Raw genomic sequence first — 13,042 nt, 5'->3', positions numbered from 1 at the left:
ATCATATTTTTATCTGAGTTAAAAAATGAATAAATATGATGAAAAAGTTATTCGGGCTTTTCAAACAGAATCTGCCATTAGAGTATATCAAGCTTTTTCTAATAAATTAGCCTCATTAGCAATTAGAAATAAATCACTTAAGGATAATCCTCATTTCAAAATGACTAGAATGACATGGATAAAGCCTTCATTTCTTTGGATGATGTATCGCGCTGGTTGGGGACATCAAGATAATAAGCAACAAAAAATTTTAGCAATAGATATATCAAAAGATGGCTTCGACTGGGCATTAAGTCATAGTTGTTCAAGCCATAAGCCTATAGCAATTAAAGAAGATGAATGGAATATAGTTAAATCCAAAACTCCTGTAAGAATACAATGGGATCCTGAACGAAATTTATTATTAGAATCTTTAAAATACAGAGCTATTCAGATCGGTCTAAGTGGAATTGCAGTTGAACATTACATCAATAAATGGGTAACTGATATCATTGATATAACAGAAGAAGCAAAAGAAATCTCTAATTTAGTAGTAGAGCATAAATTTAAGGAAGCAAGCTTATTACTTCCTAATGAAAGTATTTATATTCCAGATCAAACTATTGATGTGGCTAAACTTTAATTCCTAAGATCTTAAATTGTTCATCGGCAAATCCTCTTAGTGTTGGGTCTGGATCATTAAGAAATTGATTCAGATATTCCAAAGCTTTGGGACAAGAAATATTTCTTCCGAATCCAAAGAAAGCCCTTCTTGCAATTGATCTCTCCTCAAAACCTACTAAATATTGGGGTACAAATATTATAGGTTCATATAAAAAATCAATATATTCACAACTCTCTTGCCTAGAAAAGGTACAAATAATATTTTCATGCTCATAATGCCATTCTCTTAAACTAAAATATATATTTCTAATTATTAAAAAAATATCTAAATCTATATCAGATATCATTAATTAGATAAATTTTTAAGTATTTCTTTTGCTTTACTTAATTGCATAATAATTTGATCTTCATCCAATAAAAAATCTCCTCCACCTGGTACATATAACGCTATCATTAAAATTAAATCATCAATTACTTCATTATCAATACTTAATTTACTCAATAAAAAATCAATTTCTTGAGCATTTTTTATTGAAATATCTTTTTTATCAATAAAGTTTTGAATTCTATCATTAAGTATAGTTAGTTTCATATTATTTAGCTCTTGGATTTATTACAGTGATAATTCTATTACCTGTTTGGGCATCAACTATAACTTGAGGACTTCCTAACATATTTTTATTTTGAATAGTTAAAGTATCTCCATATATGTTGTAAGTCATCTTTCTAATATTAGTAGCTCCGTCAAGTACGGCATCTATCTCTTTTGGAGACATGGGTATTCTTCCTTTTGGTGGAAAAACCATTCTTTCAGCAGCATGAAAATTAATAGAGCGACCAGCGGGCGTTGTAGTTGTACCTAAAATTTGTCTAGTTGCATAAGCGCCATCCCATAAAATAGGGCTCGTTCCTTGTAATGCTGATGGAGTCAACCAAACTACAGGTGAAATTGATGCACCGTTTTGAACTATATTATAATAGCTTAATTCCGCAGTAGACATTGAAGCTAATCTTGCTGAGAATAGTAAGGAAGCTCCTCCATAACCAGCTATAGCAGCATCACCAATACCGCTAGGTGGTAAATTGTTTGCATTAGGTGTATCAGACCTAAGATTGTCAGCAATCCATAATACTAGTGGAACAAAAGCAAGTTGAGCAGCCTGACCACTAGGATCGTTAAAGCTATAACTATCATTCCATCCATATTGATAACGGTTGGTCTGTCCATGACCTTTCATAATAAAAGTCACTGGATCAGGCTGATAAAATCTTCCTAATACAGGGTTATAGTGACGTTGCTTTAAATAAACCAAATCATCAGCATCTTGAACCCCACCAACAAAAGCATTGGGATTCTTTAAATTGCTTGGTTTCTTATATTGCAATTGTTGACCAAAAGGTGCGTATTGATAAGACTGACTGACCACACCCTGTTCATTGATCACCTTTAAAGTTGAACCATCAAAGTTCTGAACATGATATTGAATCCGATCCTTAGCCAGCGTGAGCTGACTAAGAACTAGGAAGAGACTTAATACAATCAATTGAACTGTTATCAACCAGATCTTATTTGACTGCATATTGTTATTTTTCATTAAGTTTTTCATTTTTGTTTTCATGATTTATCCCCTTAGTCATCTTCTAAGATCATATCTAAGATTGCAGGCAACCATGCTGCCATATCTTCATCAGGATCTGGTTCACTTGGTTGAATCAGCGGGTCTAAAACACCTTTCGCACCCAATAATTTGTATTCATAACCATCTTTATGACCATCACCATCTGAGTCAGGATTATTTGGATCAGAACCAATAAAGCGTTCGATATAATCAGGTAAACCATCATCATCACTATCCACATAACTCTCTAACAAGCTCTTAATACCAAACTCGGCCCCTTCGAAATCATTCATCAAATCAAAGCCTTTACTGTTGGTATCTGGATAACGTTCTAAAGTTGCAACTAATTTTCCAGCAACATAAACATAAGCTTTGCTATAACCTGATTGATGGTTAATGTCATAGACCAGATTACCTGCTGAATCATAAATATAGTCAGTAATACCATCATCACGAACTGCGCGAACACGCAAACCATCTGTATTATAGATATAGCTTTCATTACCATTTTTACTGATACGATAGTAAGCATCATAATCTAAGGCACGGACACCATCATTGGTGACATTCCCCATCGCATCATAGCTAAAGTTATATGCTGAACCACTAACATTCGCTAAACGAGATGTTCCATTCACATAGTTATAAGTGTAGGAAGCAGGCGCAACGATTTGACTCTTAGAGGTAATATTGACTGAACTAATATCATCATTGTTATATAAATACTGATAACGTGCCTGATCAAGCTCAATCTGTTTCATTAAGCCTGTACCGAAACGGTCAATTGTTGCGTTATAGGTCGCACCACAATGATCACTCATTCTATTGATACGATTTAATGCATCATAGCCATAACCAATATTCAGTACACATTTGTTCAAACTTGTAGAACTTACACCTGTAGGTAAACCATTGTTTGAGTACGAATACGTCCAAGCTACATCAGCATTTGCTTGTACAGATGTAAGTTGACTCAATATATTGTAGTTAAGCCCTTGAATCACACTAGGTATTGAATAGACTTCACCCAAAGCATTTTGATCTGACAAATTAACAGATTTGCCGTTTGGATAAATGATCGAAACCACTTGGTTCAAGTTGTTATAACCAAATGTGGTGGTATAACCATAATTAGCATTATTGGAGTTAATATTTTGTGTCAGCGTTACAACACGACCAAAACCATCACGACCATAGCCTTGCGAAGTATTGGCATTATTGGTTGAATTTAAACGCCCTGCTAAGCTATAGCCATAATTGGTGGTTATACCACGCCAAGCACGAGAACTAATCAAATCATTAATTGGATAATATTCAATAGTTTCAACTGAACCATCTTGATGGCTAATGGTTTTAATTCGCCCAGTCGCATCATAACCATAACTCTTTTGCCCATTGATATTATTGTCTTTTTCGGTCGCCAATGTGCCATTACTGTTATAACTATAGCTTTGTGTTGAAGCACCTGAAGTTGCAATTGTTGGTTTTAATAAACCTAAATTATATTCAGTTGAGGTTGTGAATACAGAACCATCACCACCTTTACGACTGACCAGTGTTTTTAGATTTGCACTAAAATCGCCAGCAGCCAAATAATCAGTTTCAGTGACACCATAAGCATCTGTTGTTAATGCAATAGCACCGTTACGCCCACCACATGATTGATAGCAGTAGTTTACGGTTACGCCATTATCAATTACAGTTTTTGGTCGGTCAAAGACATCATAACTTGTAGAAATCCCCTCACTTGTACTTCCAGTAGATGGATTTGAACTAAAGATTACATTTCCAAAAGCATCATATTTACTTGAATTTACCACCGTCTTATTTGATGTATTTACAGCAGAATAGATCAGTAAACCATCACCATTATATTTTTCTGTTTTGTTATAACTTGCGCCATTTTGCATTGTTCTTACAATGTTTAAACCATTGTAATCAATAGTTGTATAGCTTAAACCAATAACTGGTGTTTCAATTTTTAAACGACCTGCATCGTCATATTGGTTTTGTGAACGAACACCATCTGCATCTGTATGGAAAATAATATTACCAAAGTCATCGATCACATTGGTTTCTAGGCCACCATTGGCTAAACGGATATTGGCGGGTATACCTTTTTTATAGGCAGAGTATTGAGTAATTTGTTGACCATTACCCACATCAACTTCGATTGGTAAGCCTGTATGTTTATCTCCTGCAACATAGCTTAAAAAACAATTAGCAAATTTTGACCAAGCAAAATCAGTAAGGTTACCTAAGCATGAACTAAATGAAACAGTTTCATATTTAAATTTGGAGATACGTCCTTCTTTGCTTTCCTTCTTGATTGCACCTTGAGCGTCATATTCAAGAGATTGTGTAGTGTAGTATCCTGAAGCCTTTTCACGAGGTAAACCTATAATCCAAGGTAAGTTACCATCATTGACTGAAGCATTTGTAGGATCTGCATTAAAATAAGCAATATACGTAACTGGTAACGAAATTGAACGAGAACCATTTAAACCTGTAAATTCAGTTACTTGTGGGTTTCCATATTGATCAAAATTACTATAAATCGTGCTATATGTACCATGATGATTAATCGTTTTAAAATATAACCTTACAAATAACACATCTTCATAATCAGTATAGTTATCGCTGGTTGTTTTTGGCTTCTGCCCAATAGGGTTTAATGTTGTCCAATTATAGGATTCTGTACGTGCATCAATTGTTACTTTTTTAAGTAGCCCATGTTGAAAACTTTCAGCACTACCACCTTCAAAAGCATTCATGACATAAACATATACTTTAGATAAACCTGTCGTATTGTCCTTTGTTGTTACTGTTGTTGTTTGTTCTTTGTTATCTTTATTTCGACCGTAGTTATAGATAATTTGTAATGGATTAATATCTACGCCTGTATAGCTAGAACTGTTTACTTTAAATGATTTAGTTTCAACAAAGCCTGGACGAGACTCGTTAAAAAGATAATACGACCAACCAACAGATTTCGCATTTACAAGACCATTTGAAGAGCCTTTAAAATATTTAATCCCAGTCAAATCACTATAAAACCACATATAGCCTTGTGAAGTAACACCATTAACAGACTTAGGATGGTTTCCTACGATTCGATACGGTCCACCATAATCATATGTAATCGCATCTCCACTTATATCACCAACAGTTCTCAAATAGACACTTGCAGCTTGTTTATTTTGAACCTGACTAACAGTATTGGTACTGCCTGGAATAGTGTCATTATTTAGATAGTTACTTCTACTCCCTTGGTAATATACATAGGCTTTCCATACTAAATATTTATTATTTATGTATCGGTTAATTTTAGTTAAAACTACGTCACCTTCGAAATTAGAAAAATCATTTTTATTTTCTGTAACTATTGATCCATTTTTATATTTAGCATATGACAATACGACTTCATCATTGGCTGATATATCTTTTCCGTCAAGTTGATGCTTAATACTTTCTAAAAATAATTTAGATGAATTATTATAGCCTTGATAGGTCTGATTGGTATTTTCCATCTTATGATAATTCATGAGATAGGATTCACCAAACTGATTTTCTACTTTTGAGGCATAAATGCTTACACGTCCCGCAATATATTGACTTGCAAATACAGTTGGAAAGCCTGTTTGGTTTTCTCTATTTTGGCTAGGGAATAAATAATTAGTCCCATTCGGAGCTCGTACTCTAAAATCATTTCCACCATTTTCACATGAAATAAACCAGTTATCTTGAGAGATATAACGAGCTGATTGAGGATAACCTGCTACATTACTTTTAATTGGATAGAATGTAATATTTTTTTGACCAGGAAGATACAGTGTAATTGGTCTTTGACGAGAGTCTACCTGTGAATATAAAGAAAAATCCGCTTTAGAGGAATAAAATTTTGAATACTCCCATTTTGTTGAATCAACAACACCATAGCCATTCCATTTTTTCTCAAGTAGTGCCAATAATGTATTTGCATATGCATTTGTATTTACAGAAGTAATAAAACCTGCCATATTGACTGGTCTTCCATTACCATCTTTTAAAACCACGGCTGAATTAGAACCCTTAATATAAAAACTAATATCAATATTTTGCATTCCTAGTAAACTACTACTAAAATTTTCAACTAATTCTTTAGCAAATACATCATAGCTATTTGAGTTTTTATAAATCTCCTTTACACCATAATTAGTTCTAATAGATACTTTAATTATTTTATTATTTTCAAGAGCAGTTTTATACATAAACAATGAAATATTTAAATTAGTAACTAAAGCATTAATTACAGCTTCATTGTCTTTTTTATTTTCAGATAACAATAAGTTACTATAAGCTTGTAGTGCAGCTGGAACAGTAGTATTCATCCCAGGTATTCCACCTAAGGGATTATAAGGAATTCTGGTGTCAATTTGAAATGCTAATCCAACATTTTCATTTGATCGCGGATCAACGTTTCTTTGTGCTGCTGTAGATACAGCAATCGCATAAGCTAAATTTTTAAAATAGTTCGCATTAGCTAATGATAAAAAATCTTCACTAGTTTCATTTTTATATCCGCTATCAATAATATTCGTATCGTAGATAGGATTTCCAAAATTATTATTCCCAGTTTTGGCGTCACCATTGGCTATGCATATACCAGCTCCGCCATCACCTTTAAGTTTAGTCGATGCTCCAGTCATCATCACCAATCTTGGTGACTCTAGCTCCCAGTTTCCCATAGAGCGAAAACCATTATTTACTTTTCCATAAGAACGAGACAGAGTAAAATTCAGTCCCCGCTCTCCTTTTAATGTGACTTCGGGTACATCATAAACAAGGTTACCACTCATTAAATCGACATAACCATTCGGTGTTTTTTCTTGTCCTGTATCGCCTACACTTTGATCTGATGGAAAAGATGTCATTGCAACAGACCAGTCTATAGGACCTGCATAAAGCATTGAGCTCAATAGACTTAAAACAAAACTTAGTATTATTCTCATAAGTTGTTCCTATTAAAATATTATCTACTTTTTATGTTTATTTTTCTAAATTGAAACTGTGCTGATATCTTCTCCATCTCCCCAACGATTACAAGTACCAGCTCCATCGATAACTACTGGTTTATTTGTAGCCTTAGCCATCATCAGCATTGCCAACTGCCTTTTCCCTGCTGGGCTATTTTCATTTTTAATTACCATATACCAATAAGTTGCACAAGCAGGCCTATTACCTGTTCTTTCTCCTTGGATCGTAATCCATACAAGTCCATCTTCGTCTCTAACATTAATCGCAGAGACTTTTCCAGTGTATGTACTGGCTAAAACATTCCCAACAAACACTAGTTGAGACATCAACAAAACGAAGAACAATACTTTTTTCATTTTTAACCCTATTTACTTTTTCTAATAAGTTGTATATAAAAAATACATATTTTTAAGAAAAAACACAAGTTCAACACAATTAATCCATAAATTAATTAGGAAGACTAAAGTGATAAAGAAAATTATGCTGACTCTTATCTTAATGTTGGGAAGTACGCCTTTATTTGCTGGTGAGAATATTACATATCGGAAAATTACTACCATTGGTTGCCATCATGTAGACGGAACATGTTATGCAAGTTTATCAGGGGAGCCTTTTGGTAACACTTTGTCTTGTCCATATAAAAATGTAAATCAATTCCGTTTTGACGCTAGCACTACAAATGGAAAAAGAACATATGCCTCACTTTACGCAGCTTATTTAAGTAAGAAATTTGTAGATGTTTATTTAGATGGATGTTCATCAGATGGTAGACCATCTATCTTGTGGTTTCATATTTATTAATTTAGCAAGGTATACTTATGAAAATTATAATTATTTTTATTAGTGCATTTTTCAGCAATATCTCTTTTGCTCAGGTGGATTGTGGTCCTTATAAAGTAATGCAAATTCAAACACAAGATACAGATTTATTAGCATTACTTAAATCTCCAAATGGTCGAGAATCCTGGAAACAAATTGGTTCGTGGTCAAAACCATCAACGAAGCCATACTTAGGTATCCTAATGCAAGCATATGCAATGAAAAAGAATATAACTTTGCGTTATATACAGGACAATTATGATTGTGATGAAACTGATTATGTAACCGTACCATGGATGGTAAGAATGTGGTAATTCAAGAAATTTTCATACTTTGACATCATTTGCCACAGCACCAAGGGTTTCTTCTTATAAACTAATTTTATTGAATTTAATTCAGAGGCGATCCAAATGAAAAATATTATTTTTTTACTACTCATTTTAATCAATCAATCAGTTTTTGCTGCAATGTGCACAGGAAAAGTAAGTGGAGTATCAATAAATCCACGTACTGGCGGAGTTTTTGCCTCCAGTGTAGGTGGTTTAAGCAGCCCTTTACTATGCAGCACCTCAACAACTTTAAATGAAATTTCTCCAACAAATTGCAATAAATTGTTTGCAGTATTACTCACTGCTCAAGTTACAAAAAGAACAGTAACATTATTTTTTTCTGGTCCACAGGCTTGTTCCGATTTCCAACCTTGGACTTTAGCCGATGGGCTTTATCACTATATTTTAAATGATTAATTGGCTATGGATAGATCCCCTAAATTCAAAAGTTAATTTTTAAAAATAAGGCACTAAAAATGAAAAAAACTCTATTACTTTCAGTATTATTAACTCAGTAAGTTTTTGCAGCTGAGATATATGTATCAGGAAATATGACATCTATCACGAGTATTTCGGAAGGATTACTCATTCGGCTTGAACCAGAAAACCTTCCAACTATTTGTAATGGCACTCCTTATGGGTGGATGCTTATTCCCCAAACAAGTAAAGTTATTCTTACAGTGACTTTGGCACATTGGTATAAAAAAAAGAGAACTGTAGAAGTGTAGAAGTGTAGAAGTGTAGAAGTGTAGAAGTGTAGAAGTGTAGAAGTGTAGAAGTGTAGAAGTGTAGAAGTGTAGAAGTGTAGAAGTGTAGAAGTGTAGAAGTGTAGAAGTGTAGAAGTGTATGTTGAACCATATTCTGGCAATGGCTACTGTAAAGTGATTCAAGTACAACCAAAATAAAAAACTTTACCCTTTATCCCATCATATAAAAATATGAGGGGATAAAGGGATATTTCAAAATTATAAAGACACAATTCGATACTGTGTTTTACGCCATCTGCAACAAATCCTGTTTCGAAAGCTGCTCTGCAACATCCAACAACAATTGCTCCGTCTTATTCCAACCCAAACAACCGTCTGTAACAGATTGACCATAAGTCATATCACAAGAGATTTTTTGATTACCATCCACCAAATGACTTTCTAGCATTACACCACGTACTTGGGTTACATGTCTTTCTTCAATAATTTGCTGTAAAACCAACGGTTGCTTTAAAGGATCTTTACTGCTGTTACCGTGACTACAATCAATCAGCAATGCGGGTAATTTCCCTTGATGCTGTTGGCGGATCTGCTGAATCGATTCTGCATCATAGTTTGTGCCCTTATTTGAACCACGTAAAATGATGTGTGCTAAAGGATTACCACGACTATGTACAATACAAGGTAATCCCTTTTGACCCATGGCAAGAAATTGATGAGAATGACTTGCTGATTGAATTGCATCTAAAGCGATTTGAATCGAGCCATCTGTACCATTCTTAAAGCCAATACTAAAAGGCATATGACTTGAAATTTCACGATGAATTTGTGATTCACTGGTACGTGCACCAATTGCACCCCAAGCCAATAAATCATCAAAATATGCAGTTGCCATAGGGCTTAGAATTTCACTGGCGATCGGCAAGCCTTTTTCAATAATTTGTAAATACAATTGGCGTGATTTTTCTAAACCCAATTGCATATTGGCAGATCCATCTAAATTTGGATCGTATAAAAACCCTTTCCAGCCCACAGTTGTACGTGGTTTTTCAATATATGCACGCATCACTAGAAAGATCTGATCTAACACTTTTTCTTGTAATTGTATTAAGCGATCTGCGTATTCCAATGCGGATTTTTCATCATGAATAGAACATGGGCCAGTAATCACCAGCAGACGATCATCTGTACCATCGAGAATATTTTCAATTGTTTGACGTTGCTCGGCGATCTGTAAAGCGAGCTTATGTTTTAATGCAAATTTTTCTTTTAACTCATAAGGCAAACTGAGTTGAGTTTCTATGGTTTGATTTTGTTGTAAAGCAATATTTAGTGCATTCATGATGTATTCCTTTGGACTCTCTAAAGTCCGAACTTTTATTTGAGCGTATGGGATCTATTCAAATGGGCGATCAGGTTTTTCACTTGACCAAAGTAAGTCCAATAAAAGTTGCTAAAGTATACGTAGTTAAATTTCATCATGACATTCTCCAAAATCTTTACACTTAATTGATTCAAAATATTTTTAACATTCAGATATAAAAAAACCTGATCGGTGTTGCCGATCAGGTATTAACTTTGATGGGCAACCAATTCATTGCCCGAACGACTTCAGGCAATTATCTAAAGAATTGCCAGAAATAATAAGAAGTAGCGATTACAGGTTGCTTTTTCATCTTTATGTCGTTCATAAAAATCTATATTGAATTTACAATACCTGTAGTCTGTAGACTTTTCAAGCCCTTTTTTAAAGTTTTTCTATATTTTATGTATGGAATACAAATGATTGAGTTAAGGCACAATTTAACCCAATCATTGTTGTTAATCCAAAGCCCATCACTGCAACATTTCTTGCACTTGTTCAGCACAAATCGCTTGGCTAAATAAGAAACCTTGGCCGAATTTACAGCCCACGGCTCTTAAATTTTCAAGCTGCTGAATCGTTTCAATCCCTTCTGCAATAATATCTAAAGAAAGAATTGGACCTAATTTTGCAATTCCTTCCACGATCGCTTTAATTGACTTTTCTTCATGCATACGATTTACAAAGTTATAGTCAATTTTTAAACTATCTACAGGGTAATCACGAATATGCGTCATCGATGAATGCCCTGTTCCAAAGTCATCTAAGGCAATCCGCACGCCTTCTTGTTTAAGTTTTTTTAACGCGCGAATGACATATTCATAGCCACGATCAGCCAAGACATGTTCAGTAATCTCGACTTCAACAAGATGATGTGGAATGGCATACTGGGTTAAGCGCTTTAATAAAATTTCAGCATAATTATCCCGCATAAACTCTACAGGTGAAGCGTTGATTGAAATCGGTACAACGTTAAAACCTTGCTTGATCCAATGAGAAATATCTGTAAATATTTTATCGTGCATGGTTTCGCTGATTTTGGTCGCTAACTCAAAATCATTAAATGCTTCAGCAACTGTTGCTGGTAAATAAACATTGCCCTCTACATCACGCCATCTGAGTAATGCTTCAAAACCAATAATTGAGCAATCATCCAGTTTCACTTTAGGTTGGTAAAATGGTTCAACTTGATTGTTACGGATAATTTGACGTGCTGTATTTAATTGCTTCGCTTTACTTTGGGCAATTTCAAACATGTCTACACCAAACATACGAATACCACCACGACCACGTTCTTTAAGGTCATTTAAAGCAGCATCTGCACATTTCAACAATCCTGAACCATCTTTGGCATCATGCGGATAAATTGAACCACCGATACTCATACCACCATTCAGCAATTTACCGCTATAAGTAATAGGCGCATCAAGTTGTTGTAATAATTTTTTGGAAACAACCTCGATCTGTTCATGACTTTCAACATGGTCAATTACTACCGCAAACTCATCACCACCAAGTCTTGAAATATAGGCATTCTCATCTAAACAATGCGCGAGACGTTTAGACAAGACCTTAAGCAAATGATCACCAGCAGAATGACCTAATGTGTCATTGATATGCTTAAAATGATCTAAGTCAATCAGTAATAATCCAATTTTGCTTCGGTTCTCTCTGGCTTTAGAGATTGATGCCTTTAATCTTCTTTTAAATGCACGTCGATTCATCAAACTCGTCATTTCATCAAATTCACAGATCACTCTGAGTTTTTCTTCTGCAATGCGTTGTTTGGTTATATCTCGTGAAACACATAAAATACTGGTGGTTTGACCATTTTCATTGACAACAGGGGTTAAGATATTGTCCCAATACATGGTTAGATTACCAAAGACACTTTTACCTGCAAATCTAGCATTTTTCCCTTTTGCCGCTTCTTTAATGGCTTTTTTACCCTGCTCACGAACTTCTGGTGGCAATAGTCCGAGCCATTCCATACCAAAAGTTTTTACTTTTTCTTGTCCAAGCAGTGCAATACAGCCAGATTTATTCATATGTGACACATAACCATCTGGTGTAATAATTTTGATACAGTCGACACTGACATCAAGCATGTCTGTATTGGCTTTTAACGACTCGCTGGTTTCGCGTAATAACGTTGCACGATCATGGATATTGGTACAAGTTATGGTCCAATCATAAAACTGTTGTTTATAAACCGTACTTTGAGCAATCAGTAAAAACCATTGATAATCGCCGTTCACATGGCGGATACGACATTCTTTTTCAAAACGTTGACCAGTTTTTTGCGCGGTTATCCAAATATTATAGATATGTTCTGCATCATCAGGATGTAAGCATTTAATCCAATCGGAATCGCAAATATTATGTGTATCTACACCAATAAATTCTTTTAATGGGGTATTACAATAGCCAATCCCCAATTTTGTCACCCAAATAAGGTGTGGTATTAGATCTAAAGCTTCTTTGACTTCATTCAAAATTTGTGCAGATCGAGAAGTTATAGGCTTTGGAAATGAACCCACCTGATTCAAACTCGAATGCAAAGGTAAATAAATGCCTGCCATAAAT

The 13,042-nt window shown here is 34.6% G+C and carries 11 protein-coding genes; 4 read left to right on the top strand and 7 right to left on the bottom strand.

Going from position 1 to position 13,042, the window contains the following annotated elements; all coding sequences use genetic code 11:
* Positions 1 to 25 precede the first annotated feature (25 nt).
* Positions 26 to 622, top strand: coding sequence for a DUF4291 domain-containing protein (locus CQZ96_RS02305; protein WP_105712571.1), 597 nt, complete (start codon positions 26 to 28; stop codon positions 620 to 622).
* Here CQZ96_RS02305 and CQZ96_RS02300 read toward each other — a convergent pair.
* Genes CQZ96_RS02300 through CQZ96_RS02280 form a run of 5 tightly spaced genes read right to left on the bottom strand, consistent with a single transcriptional unit; the run spans position 612 to position 7,594 of the window.
* Entirely contained in the window at positions 612 to 950 is a 339-nt protein-coding gene (locus CQZ96_RS02300; RefSeq protein ID WP_228722769.1) for a hypothetical protein, read from the bottom strand. The two genes, CQZ96_RS02305 and CQZ96_RS02300, sit on opposite strands and share 11 nt — an antisense overlap.
* Positions 950 to 1,195 carry a hypothetical protein gene (locus CQZ96_RS02295; protein ID WP_105712570.1) on the bottom strand — a complete coding sequence of 82 codons (246 nt, stop codon included), beginning with the start codon at positions 1,193 to 1,195 and terminating at the stop codon, positions 950 to 952. The genes CQZ96_RS02300 and CQZ96_RS02295 overlap by 1 nt, the downstream gene beginning before the upstream one ends.
* A 1-nt stretch (position 1,196) precedes the next feature.
* Positions 1,197 to 2,222, bottom strand: coding sequence for an RHS repeat domain-containing protein (locus tag CQZ96_RS21585; protein ID WP_228722045.1), 1,026 nt, complete (start codon positions 2,220 to 2,222; stop codon positions 1,197 to 1,199).
* An 11-nt stretch (positions 2,223 to 2,233) separates the two neighbouring features.
* The gene (locus tag CQZ96_RS02285; RefSeq protein ID WP_105712569.1) at positions 2,234 to 7,213 is read right to left on the bottom strand and encodes an RHS repeat protein; all 4,980 of its coding nucleotides are present in this window, start codon (positions 7,211 to 7,213) and stop codon (positions 2,234 to 2,236) included.
* A gap of 45 nt (positions 7,214 to 7,258) precedes the next feature.
* On the bottom strand, positions 7,259 to 7,594 hold the full coding sequence (locus CQZ96_RS02280) for a hypothetical protein (RefSeq protein WP_105712568.1): 336 nt from the start codon (positions 7,592 to 7,594) through the stop codon (positions 7,259 to 7,261).
* Positions 7,595 to 7,703: 109 nt separating this feature from the next.
* Here CQZ96_RS02280 and CQZ96_RS02275 point away from each other — a divergent pair, with 109 nt between their 5' ends.
* From CQZ96_RS02275 to CQZ96_RS02265, 3 genes are all read left to right on the top strand, one after another.
* Positions 7,704 to 8,039, top strand: a complete 336-nt coding sequence (locus CQZ96_RS02275; RefSeq protein WP_105712567.1) for a hypothetical protein — start codon at positions 7,704 to 7,706, stop codon at positions 8,037 to 8,039.
* Between the two features lie 17 nt (positions 8,040 to 8,056).
* Positions 8,057 to 8,371 carry a hypothetical protein gene (locus CQZ96_RS02270; RefSeq protein WP_171287866.1) on the top strand — a complete coding sequence of 105 codons (315 nt, stop codon included), beginning with the start codon at positions 8,057 to 8,059 and terminating at the stop codon, positions 8,369 to 8,371.
* Between the two features lie 96 nt (positions 8,372 to 8,467).
* Positions 8,468 to 8,803, top strand: coding sequence for a hypothetical protein (locus CQZ96_RS02265; protein WP_105712566.1), 336 nt, complete (start codon positions 8,468 to 8,470; stop codon positions 8,801 to 8,803).
* 576 nt (positions 8,804 to 9,379) lie between these two features.
* On the opposite strand, the gene CQZ96_RS02260 is transcribed toward CQZ96_RS02265, so the two are convergent.
* Both CQZ96_RS02260 and CQZ96_RS02255 read right to left on the bottom strand, forming a co-directional pair.
* Positions 9,380 to 10,435, bottom strand: coding sequence for a 3-deoxy-7-phosphoheptulonate synthase (locus CQZ96_RS02260; protein WP_105712564.1), 1,056 nt, complete (start codon positions 10,433 to 10,435; stop codon positions 9,380 to 9,382).
* Between the two features lie 494 nt (positions 10,436 to 10,929).
* Positions 10,930 to 13,038: an EAL and GGDEF domain-containing protein gene (locus CQZ96_RS02255; protein WP_105712563.1), complete on the bottom strand. Its 2,109-nt coding sequence runs from the start codon at positions 13,036 to 13,038 to the stop codon at positions 10,930 to 10,932.
* Positions 13,039 to 13,042 lie beyond the last annotated feature (4 nt).

It is taken from the genome of Acinetobacter sp. MYb10 (assembly GCF_002980175.2).
Taxonomy (GTDB): Bacteria; Pseudomonadota; Gammaproteobacteria; order Pseudomonadales; family Moraxellaceae; genus Acinetobacter; species Acinetobacter guillouiae.
Note: the sequence above shows the minus strand (reverse complement) of the source record. Positions and strands in the feature narration are given on the sequence as shown.